This window comes from Nostoc sp. FACHB-133, assembly GCF_014698055.1.
Classification (GTDB): Bacteria; Cyanobacteriota; Cyanobacteriia; order Cyanobacteriales; family Nostocaceae; genus Nostoc.
This window is the reverse complement of record NZ_JACJSH010000041.1, coordinates 1-15,139: the sequence shown is the minus strand read 5'-3', so window position 1 is coordinate 15,139 and position 15,139 is coordinate 1. Positions and strand designations below refer to the sequence as shown.

Sequence of the window (15,139 nt, the reverse complement as noted above, 5' to 3'; positions counted from 1 at the left end):
CGCCCTAAACAACATTAGAACCCGTTTCCAGTACTTATGAAGAGATTCCCTTCTGCTGGTTTGGTCGCCTGTGCATCTCACCACACACCATTATGGCGACAATTGCCAGCTAACTCATCCTTGGTCGGAGGTTTCCCATTCTTGTTGTGCAATTGGTAAGTAGGTTGGTGCAATTAAAGCTAACTAGCAAAGACTGTCATTTGTCCTTTGTCATTGGTCATTAGTAAGGACTTTAAGACTATTTACGTTTCGTAACATAATTTGGTTTATTTCTACCAACTTACTTAGTTTTGCCCAGTCCCAACACTAAGAGTTGCTCTACAAGCTCAAGACCTAAGTAAAACATTGGGCTTTTTGAATGCTTAGTTTTTAATAATACTTTTTTTATTGATGAAGTTTCCCTCAAGAATAAACTTCTAGAAAAAGTATCCGATAACTTTAGTCATGGCGATCAAAACATTGCTTTTCAGTACTGAATTAATCCATAAAAGCCTTGATAAACGAGCTTTTCCGTCTACAGCACTGGAGATTTTGATTGCTTGAAACTTAAGTATGAGGGGCAAAAAAAAACTTTTCTAAGAGAACTAAAGTATCTGGAATTTTAGGCTACTAGATACGGAGAACAATGATACTTTTGTGACTGATGGGCGAGAGCCAATAGTCTATCTGTTGCACTTGAGTTACTGTTAGATTGGCTAGATTAGCAAAAGATACAGAAAACCAATCTAGTTTTTGAAATACTATATCCTGGCAACCAGTCGGGCCATTTTGCTATTGGGCAATAATATGGATTGGTTTAGTTGTAATTCGTGCTTTCTAGCTTAACAGAGATTGGTTAATTAAGAGTTGGGGGGTGTGGAATCTCTGTACTAACTCAAATGTGACCGCTATATTTATCTGATAGTGCTTCCAACAAAGTCGCAGTGAATTCCGAAAAGGTAATTCACTAATTTCGCCTGCAATGTTAATTTTATTCCAGAGCTATCCCAATGAAGACACTTCCGATTAATAGATACAGATTTTTTCAAAAGCTCCAGCCTTTATCTTTGTTGAAAAAAATCACTGGTAAGTCTGTTACTGGTTGTTTGCAGGTGTTTAGCACATCAGGCTCTTGGTCAATATATGTAGATGAAGGTAAACTAATTTATGCCTGCTACTCAGAGAAAATGTTTGAGCCACTTTACAGAAATTTGCAACGCTTGAGTCAGCAAATTTCTACTCTCCCTCATGAAATTCACGAACAGTTACGCGCGATATTTGAAACTGGGATTGAAAATCAGGCAATACCGAACCCAGATTATTTGGCTATTTGTTGGTTAGTTAATCAGAAATATATCAGTCCCTTTCAAGCGGCGATACTCATAGAGCAATTGGCGCTAGAAGTTCTGGAGTCATTTCTCAACTTAGAAGAGGGGAGTTATGAATTTATTCCTGAAAGCTTTCTAGATGACATGCCAAAGTTTTGTCATCTGAATCTCCGCTTACTGGTTGAACGATGTCAAACGCCCCAAAGCGTTGGCGTAGCCTCTCCTAGAGAAGCAGCCAATCCTCAGATTTCGCCAACTTCTCAATCACACCCCTCAGAATTGTTCAAAATCAATGAGCTAAAACCTAAGAACAAAAGTAGACCAAACTCTTTTAGAACAAACGGCTATAGACCACCAGTCTACTCTATTAATACTAATCAACATAGGGATCAGCGAATTACTGAACCTCCTGTAGACAAAAAAATTTACACCATCTTTTGTATTGATGACAGCCCTACGGTATTGAATACTATTCAAAGTTATTTAGATGAGCAAACCTTTTGTGTTGTGGGAGTTACCGATTCTTTAAAAGCTTTAATGCAGATTGTTCATACAAAACCCGACATCATTTTGTTGGATATTTCGATGCCTAATGTAGACGGATATGAACTCTGCTCTTTGCTACGTAAACACTCAAATTTTAAAAATACACCTGTAATTATGGTATCAGAAAAAGTAGGATTGATAGATAGAGCTAAAGCTAAGATGGTCAAAGCATCAGGCTATTTAACTAAACCTTTTACACAAGGAGATTTACTAAAAGTAATCTTTAAACATATTATTTAATTTTCTAATATAATAAATAACTCCACTTAATCAATATATTTTTTTGAGATTTAAGGTTAAGTATTATTTGGATGGCTAGTGTTCAAACTGTAGAAGATTGTCTGATTTAATTTAAATTAATTAATAATTATTTCAACTATAAGAGTTCCCACTCTATTAAGAGAATGAGTACTAACTAAGCTATATAAATTAATTTCCATGATTGGCAAATCACTCAATACGAATATTTTCTGGTAGAATTGACGACTTTAGTACGTCTGAGTAATTGGTATCTCCCTTAGTATTTCTAAAAGCGATCGCTCCAAAACTTCGCTGACAAGTTTATTACCTTGCAAATTGAGGTGAATGTGATCGTGATACAAACCTTGCGGGTTGTTCGTTGAATTGAATATCGGTAAAAAGTCTACATAGTTAATTTGCTGGGCTTTAGAAAAATCGCTCAAGCGTTGGCGGGCTTTAATTTCGTAATCGCGGGGGCCTGGTTCAGCAATTTCTCGCAGTAAGGGAGTCATAACTAGTAAAAATTGGCTGTTGCTTTGGCGAGTCAGGGCTTGAATTTTGCCGATCGCTTCCAAATTAATCCCCACGCGATCGCCTGCTTCATTTTGCACCGCTTTCATTTCGGGAATTGGCTTCTGCTTGACGATATAACGTTGCCACACTTCCGCTAACGCTAGGGGAGGTTTACTATCAGGATAGTTGCGATCGCGTCCTACGGGTAAAGAAGTGGGAGGAGTAGCAAACAAATCATCGGTATTAATTAATAACACTACTGCTTGGGCGTTGAAATGGCTAAACTTCTCTAAATAAGCTAACTCGTTCCTAGGCCCCCAAGAGTTAGCTGAAGCATTCAGCACCTCCACTTCTTGATAATTACGATGAGTGGATGATGCTAGAGAACGCATCATGATCGCTGATATTGTATTAGTCTGATCTGTCCACCAACCACCATTCGCAATAGAATCCCCTAACAGTAAAACTCGCAGCGTAGAAGGCGCGGGTGTTTTATTTATCGCACTACCTCGCATAGAATACTCATTAATTTCAATGCGATTACCAAAACGACGGGTACGCTGGTTAGGAGCCAATAAATAGCCAATCTGCTCATCGCCAATGTAAATTAGGGGATTACCAAAGCCTAAGAGCGATCGCAGTCCGATCTCGACTATCATAAACAATCCTAGAACCACCGCCAAAATTACGATCAGCGCCACTTTCACCTACCCACACCCTTTAATACCGTGTTGCTTCTCAACGATACTAACTGACACATTTGGCATTGGAAAGAGGCACAGGGGTGAGGTGTAGAAGGCAAAACTTTCTTTACTCCCCTAATTTCATCCAGTATCCTAGCATCTAAAATTAAGGGGATTAATATGTATTGGTATCTGTTTATAAGCTTTAAAAACAGCAATTACATGGCTATTAACTGTTTACCTAATATGTCTACTTTTGTGTAAGAGTATAGCAGTGTTTTCTAGTGATATAATTTTATATTACCAGTATTACTATGACTACAATTTTTATCATTTTATCAATTAATTAATTTCGCAAATTTTTTTTCGGGGGTAAGGTAGGATGATCAAAATAGCCACACGTAAATATTTAGGCAAACAAAATGTCTATGACATTGGAGTTGAGCGTGACCATAATTTTGCACTCAAAAATGGCTTTATAGCTTCTAATTGTTTCAATAAATCCCATTCGACCGCCTATGCTTATGTAACTTATCAGACAGCATATTTAAAAGCTAATTATCCATTGGAATATATGGCGGCCCTGTTAACGGCTAACAGTGGCGATACCGATAAGGTACAGAGATATATTACTAACTGTACAAACATGGGTATTCCCATAGATCCGCCAGACATTAATCGTTCTGGTGTTGATTTTACGCCGACATTGGGAAAGATTCTGTTTGGCTTTTCGGCGGTGCGTAACGTGGGACAGAATGCGATCGCCTGTATTTTAGAGGCGAGAAATGAGACAGGAGAGTTTAAATCTCTCGCTGATTTTTGCGATCGCGTGGATTTACGTGCTGTTAACCGTCGGACTCTGGAATCGCTGATTTACTGTGGAGCCTTTGACAAAATTGAATCCAATCGCCAACAGTTAATTAATGACTCAGAATTAGTGTATGATTGGGCACAATCTCGCGCCAAAGACAGAGCTAGTGGACAAGGAAATCTCTTTGACTTATTAGGCGATGGATTTTCTTCTACTCAGAATAAAAGAGCAAATAATGCCTTTGAAACTGCTCCTAAATCTAAACCTGTGACAGATTTGCCCCCACAGAAAAAGTTGCAGATGGAGAAAGAATTATTAGGTTTTTATGTATCAGATCATCCACTGAAATCCTTACGGCAAATAGCACCACTTTTAACTCCAATTAACCTTTCGCAATTGGGAGAGCAAAGGGAAGACACAAGGCTTTGTGCAGTTGTGATGTTAAATAACGTCAAAAAAGTGGTTACAAAAAAAGGCGATCAGATGGCAATTTTGCAAATAGAAGACCTAACCACACAATCAGAGGCTGTAGTTTTTCCTAAAACTTATGAACGTATTAGTTCCTTACTTCAAGTTGACACAAGATTGATTATTTGGGGGAAAGTAGACCGACGCGACGAGCAAACTCAATTTATTGTTGAAGATGCAGAACCAGTGGAAACAGTACAAATGGTAATGGTAGAGTTAAACCCCCAGCAAGCAGGTGATATGGAAAAACTACATCTCTTGAAAACAATTTTGCAAGAACATTCAGTAGACAAAGAAAAGGCAAAAATGCCAGTTATTGGAATTATCCAAACTGAAAAGTCTCGGAAACTTGTTCGCTTGGGTTGGCAATTTTCTGTACAAGATTCAAGAATAACCGTTCAAGCTTTGCAAAATGCTAGTTTTCCTGCTCATATCAAATCGCTCACTGGTAGCTAATACCAGAAGTGAAAAATCCACCAATACTCAAAAGCATCTGAAAAATTAGTTTTATTGAACTGTCAACAGTAAATTGCCTTAAGTATTCAGGGTTAGAAGCGTTTTTTTAGTTACTTATGCGGATGATAATTTCCTTGAGGGAGTGGTATCTTTTTATGCTAATACCCTTAAGGCTGCGACCGGGGGAAGGAGTTAAAACTTGATGAGCGTAAATGAGCTACATAAATTTGTTTCATACTGTAAAAGGATTCAACCCCAAACTCACGAGGACATTCAAAAGTTTTTTGAAGGAGTGATCTTATTTCCTTATGATAAGGAACTTCTACTGCAAGCTTATTTATTTTTGAATATTAAAGAGTTGTTTCCCTCGTGCGCTGAATTGCTGTTATTTGAAAAATCTCCAATTTCAGATTATACAGATTTAGGAAAGTGTGATTTTGTCTACCTGACTTTTAAAGGTAGCTTGTATTTAATTGAAACTAAGTTTATTGATACGGAAGCAACAGGAGCTACAGAAAGAAAAAGAAGAAATAAACACAGAAATAAGGTATTTGAGCAAGTTATTACTTTAAAAGGCCGATTTAGTGAATATTGGAATATGAGGCTAGAACAATTAGAGTGTGGGGTTTTCACAACAGATCCAGAAGTTGCTTGGCGAGGAAATGGTGTGAACGTCATATCTAAATCAATATCTATAGATCAGCTCGAAAAATGGCGAAGAAGTTATCACACTAGTGAAAGATTTTTATCTCATCAAGATGCGCCAAAATTTGAGGGGAAGGTTAATTTGAAAAGTTAAGCCTTGACTGAAGAGGCAAGATGTGAAGCAAAAATCCCATTGGATTTTTGCCGTGGAAGTTTCAAATCGCCTAAGCTAAGTAGTCAGATAGAATTAATTCCCCAATGTCATTGCAAAGAGAAGCGAAGGCCCACAATGACTATAAATATTTCTGTCCGACTACTTATCGATTAAATTTGCCAGATAGCTAAGAGCAATTTCACCTTTGTCAAATCATCAGCAACCATAGCCCGGAAAACGTGTCAGATTACTTGAATAAGTACCAAAAGTCTGACAGGAAGATACTAATGAGAATTTGGGCTGCTACTGCTGTGCTAGCTTCCTCTTGGCTAATATCTGGGATTATATGTTCTGAGCCAATCAACGCTACTTCTGTTTTGGTAGAAAATGCCATATCATCCCCTGCGCCAACAAATACAAAACAGATTACTGTTAGCAAAGCTGAGTTTGGGCTGAAGAGAGTTGACTCCAAAGGTAACGTTACCATTTTCCAGACAACAAGAGTGCCACTTCAGCAGGGAAACGCCTACGGATGGCGGATTAAACTCAAAGACTACCAAGGTGAAGTAAAATGGCGCGAAGTATTGCGTTTACCAAAACCTCCAGAAACTTGGGGTACAGATAGCGGTGAAGACTTCTCAATGTCACCAGACGGAATGACATCTGTGACACGGCGCATACAGTCGGCTCCAGAGGGTGTAATTGAGAATTTTTGGACGATTACTCCTGGCGATCCGGTTGGTAAGCATAGGATAGAAGTTTATATTGATGACCGTTTGATAAGTACTTTCGAGTTTGAAATTATCCCAGTTAAGTAGATGTAAAACTAATTCCCTCCTTAAAAGCAATACGCTTGGATTAAGCGCTACTTGTACAAAATCTTGGGTTTTTGAGACGCGATACATCGCCGTCAAGACAAGTGTTTTGGTCTTATCTGAACTGTATTGCCTTAAAAAGGAGGGATAGGGAGTTAAGTCGCTTCTCTACGAGACGCTACGCTATGAGTGAGTACAAGCCTTAATCGCTTTAATTCTTTACGCCAACAATTGATATTTCTCTTGAGCTAGGTTGTAAAGAGGTCGCCAAACTAAACGATTGGTCAACACTACTAACAGAGACATGATCACTGTCGAAGCTAATAATAGTGAGAAATTGCCTGTCGCTGTGGCGTGAGAAATCGTTGCCCCTAATCCAGAAGTACTAATTACTCGCCCTTGAAATGTAACGTACTCACTGACGATACTGGCATTCCAAGCGCCACCAACAGCGCTAATAATTCCTGTAATTAGGTAGGGGAAGATTGCAGGTAAAATTAAGGTTCGCCAACGTTGCAAACGTGAGAGTTTATACACTGAAGCTGCTTCGATTAGGTCTGAGGGAATCGACTGTGCCCCAGCAATGACATTAAACAGGATATACCACATTGTCCCTAGCATCATCAGAGCGATCGCACCAATCTGCAAACCGCCAGCGATGCGGGTTAAACCTAGCAGCAGCACTGGAAATAAGGCTGTTGCTGGCACAGAAGCGGCGATTTGTACTAATGGTTGCAATACTTGAGCCAACCGTCGATTACGACCAATTGCTACTCCTACGGGTACAGTCCACAACAATGATAATATCAAAGCAATTATTACCCGCAACGCCGTTAACATAGCGCCTTTCATCACCTGTTGCCAATCATCCCAACTTAGAGTCCGTAATAGTAGCACGGCTTCCCAAGTACCCCACAGGACAATTAGGCTGAAGCCACTAACAAATATCCAATTTAAAAAACTCGGCAAGTTGAGGTTGCCTTTGGCATTTATAGGTACTGAACGCACGGGGAACGACCGAATTAAACTGTCGTCTAAGGCTGTTTGTAATGGCTGAAAAACGCGATCGCTAATTGCGCGTAAAGTCGGCGATCGCCTGATAGTATCCAATACCCACGATTGGGGTGCATTTTCAGTTTCAATCATCTCTAACTTAAATCTTTCTGCCCAAGCAATCAGTGGTCGCCACACAAAAAAATCAGTTGCCACAATGATCGCAATCAGCAACGCCAAGCCCCAAAATATCGCTTTAAAGTCTCCTTTATTGGCTGCTGTGCCTAAAAAAGAGCCTAATCCTGGTAAACGAAAATCTTTATTCCCTAAAGTAAATGACTCAATGGCAATTAAAAAAAACCAACCTCCAGCCACCGACATTACACTATTCCATACCAAACCAATCACACCAGATGGTAACTCTAATGTCCAAAAGCGTTGCCAAGGATTAAGGCGATAAACCCTTGATGCTTCTAGTAATTCTCGCGGAATACTTTGAAGAGATTGGTAAAAACTAAAAGTCATATTCCAGGTCATGCCAGTAAAAATTAGCAAAATGGCTGCTAGTTCTACACCAATTCTCTGACCCGGAAACAGGGAAATCAAAGCTAGTACTACACCTGGTAAAAAAGACAATACTGGAATCGATTGCAGAATATCCAACATCGGAATTAAAATCCGTTCTGCAATTCGAGAGCGATAAGCAGTATAAGCATACAATAGGGTAAAAATTAGGGAGAAAAAGTAAGCCAGTCCCATACGAATCAAGGTTTGGGCTGTATATCCTGGCAAAGCATTGATGTTTGTAGAAATTGTGAGTTCAGGTTCAAAAGTACCGGTAAATTTAGAAGCAGTTCTAATAATTGCCACAATGAAAGATAAAATTACCAGAATCAGTAATCCATCTTGCCAAGTCCAATTGCTACGTCCTAGAGTTTTATTAGCAGGAGTGAGGGGTCGGGTCATAAACAATTAAAAATTACAAATTACAAATTACAAATGAACAAAGCCATTCATGGTAAATACTGTAAAGGCGTACATCTGCACACCCTTACGAATTAACTACGGCAGCTTGCTCTAAAAATATTTGTCCCGATGGCTCATCGTAGCCGTAGATTTCGGCATAACGACCCCAGTCAACGACGGTTTTTAATTGTCGTTCGGCTTCTTCTGGGCTAAAGTGACTTTCTAGGATATCTAATACCAGTTCTTCTGGAATGCGTTGATTATTTTTCGCTTCGAGAAGACGGTAAATTTGCTGTACCAAGCGAATATTAGCTAATAGTTGCGATCGCATGATTTGTTTGCGTTCATCAATACCACCATTGATAAATTCCTGTCCCACTGGTTTCAAGCTAATATCGCCTTCTGCAAGTTCTACAAAATCCATTAATTTTGCAGCTTCTACAATGGGTAAAATATCATCTACTTCTAATTGCAATTCTTGGGCCAGGCGATATAAGTCTTTTTCTTGACGATCTTCTAAAAGTTCCAAAAGACCCGCAATGGAACCAGTTCGCACAGATGGTAAAGATTGATATTTTGCTGGTGGTGTTGCAGTTTCTACAGAGGTAGTCGTTGGTAGCTCAATTTTTTCTAATTCTGGGTTGGTGATGATTGTATAAACCCGATCTACCAGGGCTTGAAAACTTGGATGTTTGCGATCGCGGTAATGGGGTAAAGTCACAGGTAAGTCAGCCCGAATTCTTCCCGGATTGCGTCCAAGAACAATAATTCGATCCGCCATAATTACCGCTTCTTCAATCCCGTGGGTGACAATGAGAATAGCTTGGGTGGGTATGCGACGTTCTAACCATAAATCTAATAATTCAAACCGCAAGTTTTCTGCCGTTAGCACATCTAATGCCGAAAATGGCTCATCCATACATAACAGTTCTGGTTCTACGGCCAAAGCCCTAGCAAATCCAACTCGCTGACGCATTCCCCCAGAAAGTTCTTTGGGATAGGCATTTTCAAACCCATCCAAACCAATAATATCAATCATTCGTAGCGCCTTTTGCCGTCGAGAATCTGGCGCTTCTCCTTTTGCTTTTAAACCTAGTTCCACATTCTCTAGTACAGTTAACCAAGGATAAAGGGCAAAACTTTGAAAAACAATTGCTACCCCAGGATTTAAACCAACTAGGGGACGGTTATGATATACGACTTCACCTTGACTGGGGGGAATTAACCCAGCAACTATCCGCATTAAAGTAGATTTCCCTGAACCGGAAGGCCCTAGCAATGCAACGATCTCCCCTGGACGTAACTCAAGATTGATATTTTCCAGGATGACAATCTGTTGGCCGTTGGGCTGCTGATAAGATTTGCTGACATTTTTTAGGACGATCAGCTGTTCGGTTGCTGTTTTAAATACCATAACTCTTTCTGTAAGAAAATAATTAAATATAATCTCATGTTGAGGTTATTTTACAGTTAAAGCAGACTAAAAATATTTGATTCCGCCATTTGAACTGTACTGTAGCCTAACGACTCGTTTGCATACTCATGAAATTAGCTACAAGATGGCTAAATGACCCGCTAATCCTAACAGGAGTCAGAAATGATAATTTGGAAAGCATTTAATATGATTGGTATATTGATTTCATGAAATGTTATCTTGGTTGTTTGACAATTTTAGCTCAGAATTTATTACGACAAATCTATTAATTACAGCAATATAATAATTGCATGCCCAAATATTAAAAGGAAGAAATTACTATAACTTGTTCTATAAAACTCATATTTGATTTCTGAAAACATTCTGTACAACTCAAAGAGGCTTCTTGCCTATTGCCTCTTACCTCCTACGCAAATAATTATGGCTACGCTCCCGTGAGGGATACAGAAATCAAAGCGGATTGCCATATTAGATATGTGCATTTGAGTAAATTGGATGAATTGCAGATATTAAATAAACAACCTCTATTATGGCGGTTACAATAGAAGCACCTTATATATTAGAGATATAAATCTGATTCTTGTTGGGTGGCGATCATGAATATAGAGGAATTAAAAAGGCGTTTTGCCGCAGGGGAAAGATATTTTCCAGCCGTCAACTTGAGTAGGAACAGGCTGATTGGAGTTTATTTGCCTGGAATAAATCTATGGGGATCTGACTTGAGTGGAGCTAACCTAGCGAAAGCTAAACTCTGGGGAGCAGATTTGAGTAGAGCTAACTTAGCAAAAGCGAATTTGACTAGAGCTAATTTGAGCGGTGTCAAACTGAATGAAGCCAATCTCCGGGGAGCCAAACTCAACTATGCCAAGTTATATGGAGCGAATCTGACTGGCGCTTACTACGATGAAAGCACTCGGTTTTCTAGAGGTTTTGACCCCATTAGTAGAAATATGCGGAAGGTATGAGTTCTACCAACCTCTCCCTGCTTTGAACTTTCGTTCAAGTCGTCCCTCTCCGAGTCGGCTACGGTGTATATACAAGTCTTTAAGAGTTGCCCCACAAGCTTTTGATACCCCCAATCCCCTTAAAAAAACTAGAACCGCAAAGTTTGCTAGAGAAGTAGTTTCTCAAGAGTTGCCAAGTAAGCTTCAGGATTTCGACGGAATCGTAGTTGTTCAATGCGATTAAGTTGATGTTGGCGTAAATCAGAGCGTAATTGTTGCCAAGTCTGAACACAAACCTGAGCCAAATCCTGGGCTGTAAAAGAATGAAGTGCAGTAGCAATAGCTGAAGCTAACTGGACTGTTCCTCGAATTCCCAGTGATGAAGGAGCGACTTTACGACCAGTACAACGACGTTGTACTGGTCGTAAAACACCAAACACCTGTTCAAGGTCATTATGAGTTCGAGCTAAACCTTCAACCTCGTAACAATGAAAAAGTAACCTTGGCTGCTTCCAATAAAAGAGTGAAAATGGCATAAACCATGAGCAATCCCAGGTAATGCCACTTCAACGGCTTTACGAATTGACTGTACTCATTCCACATTGGCTTGCCGCAATTGGGACAATTCTGTTGCACGCATTCTAGTACTTCAGATGATGTCGCTTTTGGTTGAGGGCTTTTTCTTGCCATTCATACACCACATATTCTATGCGTTCCCTAGTTTGCCTGAATATCTGACCTTCTCTAGCAAACTTTGCAGTTCTAGAAAAAAATAACTTGATTTTTGCAAGAAAGGTGAAGCCAAAAAAACTTGCATAATACTTGATGTCTGAACAATTTTATTGAGTTTACTTCAAAATTTTTCGTCTCACAAGTTCCTCACAATCTATCGATAATTTCATAAATATAAGTTGTCTTTCACTCCTAAAATGAGGTGGGGTTATGAAAACAAAAACATTGTTGTATGGCTTGGCTGGTCTATTAAGCAGTAGTGCGCTCTCTGGATTAGTAATTTTAAATAACGCACAAGCTCAGGTTTCAAACTCAGAACATAATACTCATCACCCATCTACAGAAACTACTCCTCCTCAAAGAGGGATGATGGCTCAGATGGATCAACATTTCATTGAAATAATGGTTGTCCATCACACTCAAGCAATAGAAATGGCTGACATTGCATTAATTCGCGCTAAACACTCAGAAATTAAAAAGTTAGCAGCAGCTATTAAACAAGACCAAAACCTCGAAATTCAGCAAATGAAATCTTGGTACAAGGCATGGTACGGAAAAGAAGTACCTGCAACAGCCATAACTAATCAAGGAATGATGTCAATGCACCAGGGCATGAGTCAACAGATGAACCCAGATATGATGAAAATGCCGATGAACTGCAACATGATGGGTATGAAGGTAGATTTGGCAGCCTTAAAAAATGCACTAGATTTCGACAAAGAATTTATCCGTCAGATGATCCCTCATCATCGCATGGCTGTCATGATGTCGCAGATGGCTACTAAAAAAACTACTAAACCAGAAATTCGTAACTTAGCTCAGTCCATGATTAAAACTCAAACGGCTGAAATTAACCAGATGGAGCAATGGTATCAGGCTTGGTATAAATCCAACCCTGAACAAAGTTGAATTCCAGAGCAGTGATTGAACTTGCATTTTCAGGTTCAGTGCCAACCGATTGGGAAAAGCCTTCAGAACCAGTGGGAATACGCTCATGTCACAAACTTTGTTTGCAGTTTAGCTGGCTTCAGTGCAATCGTAATGTCTTTTCTGGATGATTCACCTGGGCATAAAAATAAATCTTGGCTTGTGTAACAGACGCAGGGCAATCGGAAGACGTGCCCTATGCCTGAGCGCAAGGATTGCATTGAGGCATATACAGGCAATCGCTAATTTTATTTTTTCAAGTGTCACAACCTTTGAAATTGTGGATGGCTACACGGTGAGGAATACAGAGAAGCTGAAACGAATCGATGAAAAGCTCAATTACCAGCAGACTGAGATGCATTCAAAACTGATGTCCTAAAAAGATGAAAGGAATTTTACTCAGTTATCGATGTAAAAACATAGAGGTGAAGGAATCATGTTCATTTTCAAGATTTTGAGCGCACTCCTAACTAATATTGTCATCTTCGGTGGTTTACTATTCTTGCCAGCAGGGACGTTAAACTGGTGGCGTGCCTGGGTGTTTCTTGGTGTTGTTGTTGTTGGCACTGTGGCGACGATGATTGGTGTCTTCCAAGAGGATGACGATTTATTAAAGGAACGCCTCAAACCACCCATTCAAGAGTCGCAACCCCTTGCTGACAAAATTATCGCCACTTTACTGATCGCAACATTCCTGGGTGTAATTGCCTTCATTCCCTTAGATGTGTTCCGATTTCACTTGTTTGCTCAACCAAGCGCGATCGCTTCGATATTGGGATTGGTCTTGTATGTCATTGGTTGGTGTATTATCTCTCTGTCCTTTAAAGTAAATACCTTTGCGGCAACTGCGGTAAAACATCAGGTAGACCGACAACAAACAGTGATTGATACGGGAGTTTACAGCGTTGTGCGACATCCCATGTATGCAGGTACGGTTCTGGTGATGGTTGGTATGTCCCTGTGGTTAGAATCCTATGCAGCAGCTTTGCTAGCGATCATTCCACTTACAATCCTGGTTGTCCGAATTCAATTTGAGGAGCAATTTTTGCGGCAAGAATTAAAGGGCTACGATATCTACACCCAAAAAATCAAGTATAAGTTATTACCGTTTTTCTGGTAAGTGGTGAATGCTGGAATTATTATTGTTTTCTCAACTTTGAAAAAGACCAAGCTGCCATAAAGAACTGCATTTGGAATACTTCCAACACCCCTGATGGTGCCAGTATGACCTTTAGTCACTTCCACCCCAAGTCCAGGCAGGATTGCCATTCTTGAAACTGTTGTTTAGCACGATTAGAGGATAATTATTCGGATCGGAGCCACCAGCCAAATCTAACATGAAGTAAACCTTACCTTTAACGAAGTGCATCCGTAATTAATTCTCTTATGTCACTCTCGGAAAGTAATAATCGAAGCAAGATTCTGAAACTTGATCCAATCTAGCTTTGAGCATTTCTTTTCTAACAGTAACTAAAATTTATAGCCAAGAGCTTAAAACTAAAGCTCTGAAAGGCTTTCAGCAATAGGCTTCTCCCAAACTGACAAAACAGGGTTAAAATCGGGGGCTTCAGACCATTATTCATCCACCAGTCGCACAGGAGTTCATTCTGACTCCTGGCGACTGACGCATATATTCTTCTTTGGTGAATCATGGTCAAACATCTACCAATAGGGGAGCGATGCGATTTTGTTAGATCCCACTTTAATTCTCAGTTACAGAGCTATATTCTCAATAAAAACAGTTATTTGGCTGCGAGCGCACCCCTAAATAAGTGATTTAGAACCTTAATTTTAAGCACCTCACAAAATTGCATTGCTCCCCTTCATCAACCTGACTTTTCCCGTTAAGTCTTGAAATGCTTACTGGCAAAGGATTCAAGAAACAGCGCAGCATATACGGTACAGTAATTAAAATTCGGTGCTAAAGGTGACAAGCAATGCTGGACTGGTGGGAAAAAAATTTTGCGACCTGTGAGTTAGGCGATCACCGAATATTTAACCAGCGCTAACTTTGGATTGAACATCGGCAATTTTGAAATGGACTTTAGTGATGGTGAAATAAGTTACAAAACGAGTATTGATGTCACTTATGAACCTATTACCTTTGGTTTGATTGAGCCTTTGGTAAAAGCTAGCTTTGTTGCTATGGATGACTATCTGCAAGGTATCCAATCTGTAATTGCAGGAGAAGCAACTCCTAGTGAAGCAATTGAAGAAACAAATAAAAGAATTAAGGAAGAAGACAGCTACGATTTGCTGATATAAGTGTGATCGCTCTTATACAGATTGTCTTGCAAGTCAAAGCTCCAAGTGATCGCAAGTCCTTTTATTGACCGTGCAACCCTTATGCCCTCTGTCAAGAATTGATCAATGTAAAAACCATTAATAAGCTATGTCAATTCTTAAAAGAAGCGTTCCACTAAATAAGCCGCATATTCCATACCATAAGGTACGCTCACCCCAGCAGTCATTTCATTAGCAAAGTAGGTGTTTTGATTACCTTG

General features: G+C 39.6%; 14 protein-coding genes. 9 read left to right on the top strand and 5 right to left on the bottom strand.

Going from position 1 to position 15,139, the window contains the following annotated elements; genetic code table 11:
• Window positions 1–989: 989 nt before the first annotated feature.
• Window positions 990–2,093, top strand: a complete 1,104-nt coding sequence (locus tag H6G86_RS26325; RefSeq protein WP_190936791.1) for a response regulator — start codon at window positions 990–992, stop codon at window positions 2,091–2,093.
• A gap of 248 nt (window positions 2,094–2,341) precedes the next feature.
• Here the strand turns inward: H6G86_RS26325 and H6G86_RS26320 are convergent, their stop codons facing one another.
• Window positions 2,342–3,313 carry an SGNH/GDSL hydrolase family protein gene (locus H6G86_RS26320; protein ID WP_190936790.1) on the bottom strand — a complete coding sequence of 324 codons (972 nt, stop codon included), beginning with the start codon at window positions 3,311–3,313 and terminating at the stop codon, window positions 2,342–2,344.
• Between the two features lie 358 nt (window positions 3,314–3,671).
• On the opposite strand from H6G86_RS26320, the gene H6G86_RS26315 reads away from it, so the two are divergent.
• The 3 genes from H6G86_RS26315 (at window position 3,672) to H6G86_RS26305 (ending at window position 6,641) form a co-directional block, all read left to right on the top strand.
• The gene (locus H6G86_RS26315; RefSeq protein WP_114085349.1) at window positions 3,672–5,024 is read left to right on the top strand and encodes a helix-hairpin-helix domain-containing protein; all 1,353 of its coding nucleotides are present in this window, start codon (window positions 3,672–3,674) and stop codon (window positions 5,022–5,024) included.
• Between the two features lie 202 nt (window positions 5,025–5,226).
• A complete protein-coding gene (locus H6G86_RS26310) occupies window positions 5,227–5,823 on the top strand; it encodes a hypothetical protein (protein ID WP_190936789.1) in 597 nt (198 codons plus the stop codon).
• A gap of 287 nt (window positions 5,824–6,110) precedes the next feature.
• Entirely contained in the window at window positions 6,111–6,641 is a 531-nt protein-coding gene (locus H6G86_RS26305; protein WP_190936788.1) for a PM0630 family protein, read from the top strand.
• Between the two features lie 216 nt (window positions 6,642–6,857).
• On the opposite strand, the gene H6G86_RS26300 is transcribed toward H6G86_RS26305, so the two are convergent.
• Together H6G86_RS26300 and H6G86_RS26295 are read right to left on the bottom strand one after the other, a co-directional pair.
• Complete coding sequence (locus tag H6G86_RS26300) at window positions 6,858–8,597, bottom strand: ABC transporter permease (RefSeq protein WP_190936787.1); 1,740 nt, start codon at window positions 8,595–8,597, stop codon at window positions 6,858–6,860.
• Between the two features lie 85 nt (window positions 8,598–8,682).
• Window positions 8,683–10,011 carry an ABC transporter ATP-binding protein gene (locus tag H6G86_RS26295; RefSeq protein ID WP_190936786.1) on the bottom strand — a complete coding sequence of 443 codons (1,329 nt, stop codon included), beginning with the start codon at window positions 10,009–10,011 and terminating at the stop codon, window positions 8,683–8,685.
• A gap of 617 nt (window positions 10,012–10,628) precedes the next feature.
• Here H6G86_RS26295 and H6G86_RS26290 point away from each other — a divergent pair.
• Entirely contained in the window at window positions 10,629–10,997 is a 369-nt protein-coding gene (locus tag H6G86_RS26290) for a pentapeptide repeat-containing protein (RefSeq protein ID WP_114085344.1), read from the top strand.
• 146 nt (window positions 10,998–11,143) lie between these two features.
• On the opposite strand, the gene H6G86_RS26285 is transcribed toward H6G86_RS26290, so the two are convergent.
• The gene (locus H6G86_RS26285) at window positions 11,144–11,512 is read right to left on the bottom strand and encodes a hypothetical protein (RefSeq protein WP_190936785.1); all 369 of its coding nucleotides are present in this window, start codon (window positions 11,510–11,512) and stop codon (window positions 11,144–11,146) included.
• A gap of 406 nt (window positions 11,513–11,918) precedes the next feature.
• On the opposite strand from H6G86_RS26285, the gene H6G86_RS26280 reads away from it, so the two are divergent.
• Window positions 11,919–12,617: a DUF305 domain-containing protein gene (locus H6G86_RS26280; RefSeq protein ID WP_190936784.1), complete on the top strand. Its 699-nt coding sequence runs from the start codon at window positions 11,919–11,921 to the stop codon at window positions 12,615–12,617.
• A 454-nt stretch (window positions 12,618–13,071) separates the two neighbouring features.
• On the top strand, window positions 13,072–13,755 hold the full coding sequence (locus H6G86_RS26275; protein ID WP_190936783.1) for a methyltransferase family protein: 684 nt from the start codon (window positions 13,072–13,074) through the stop codon (window positions 13,753–13,755).
• Between the two features lie 111 nt (window positions 13,756–13,866).
• Here H6G86_RS26275 and H6G86_RS26270 read toward each other — a convergent pair whose 3' ends face one another.
• Window positions 13,867–14,004: a hypothetical protein gene (locus tag H6G86_RS26270; protein WP_190936782.1), complete on the bottom strand. Its 138-nt coding sequence runs from the start codon at window positions 14,002–14,004 to the stop codon at window positions 13,867–13,869.
• 568 nt (window positions 14,005–14,572) lie between these two features.
• On the opposite strand from H6G86_RS26270, the gene H6G86_RS40205 reads away from it, so the two are divergent.
• Together H6G86_RS40205 and H6G86_RS26265 are read left to right on the top strand one after the other, a co-directional pair.
• Window positions 14,573–14,644, top strand: a complete 72-nt coding sequence (locus H6G86_RS40205) for an IS4/Tn5 family transposase DNA-binding protein (RefSeq protein ID WP_520449535.1) — start codon at window positions 14,573–14,575, stop codon at window positions 14,642–14,644.
• Window positions 14,645–14,672: 28 nt separating this feature from the next.
• Window positions 14,673–14,900, top strand: coding sequence for a type III secretion system chaperone family protein (locus tag H6G86_RS26265; RefSeq protein WP_190936781.1), 228 nt, complete (start codon window positions 14,673–14,675; stop codon window positions 14,898–14,900).
• Window positions 14,901–15,139 lie beyond the last annotated feature (239 nt).

Coding starts and splice junctions, on each gene's coding strand:
- H6G86_RS26325 (WP_190936791.1), top strand. CDS start 990: ATGAAGACACTTCCGATTAATAGATACAGATTTTTTCAAAAGCTCCAG.
- H6G86_RS26315 (WP_114085349.1), top strand. CDS start 3,672: ATGATCAAAATAGCCACACGTAAATATTTAGGCAAACAAAATGTCTAT.
- H6G86_RS26310 (WP_190936789.1), top strand. CDS start 5,227: ATGAGCGTAAATGAGCTACATAAATTTGTTTCATACTGTAAAAGGATT.
- H6G86_RS26305 (WP_190936788.1), top strand. CDS start 6,111: ATGAGAATTTGGGCTGCTACTGCTGTGCTAGCTTCCTCTTGGCTAATA.
- H6G86_RS26300 (WP_190936787.1), bottom strand. CDS start 8,597: ATGACCCGACCCCTCACTCCTGCTAATAAAACTCTAGGACGTAGCAAT.
- H6G86_RS26295 (WP_190936786.1), bottom strand. CDS start 10,011: ATGGTATTTAAAACAGCAACCGAACAGCTGATCGTCCTAAAAAATGTC.
- H6G86_RS26290 (WP_114085344.1), top strand. CDS start 10,629: ATGAATATAGAGGAATTAAAAAGGCGTTTTGCCGCAGGGGAAAGATAT.
- H6G86_RS26285 (WP_190936785.1), bottom strand. CDS start 11,512: ATGCCATTTTCACTCTTTTATTGGAAGCAGCCAAGGTTACTTTTTCAT.
- H6G86_RS26280 (WP_190936784.1), top strand. CDS start 11,919: ATGAAAACAAAAACATTGTTGTATGGCTTGGCTGGTCTATTAAGCAGT.
- H6G86_RS26275 (WP_190936783.1), top strand. CDS start 13,072: ATGTTCATTTTCAAGATTTTGAGCGCACTCCTAACTAATATTGTCATC.
- H6G86_RS26270 (WP_190936782.1), bottom strand. CDS start 14,004: ATGCACTTCGTTAAAGGTAAGGTTTACTTCATGTTAGATTTGGCTGGT.
- H6G86_RS26265 (WP_190936781.1), top strand. CDS start 14,673: ATGGACTTTAGTGATGGTGAAATAAGTTACAAAACGAGTATTGATGTC.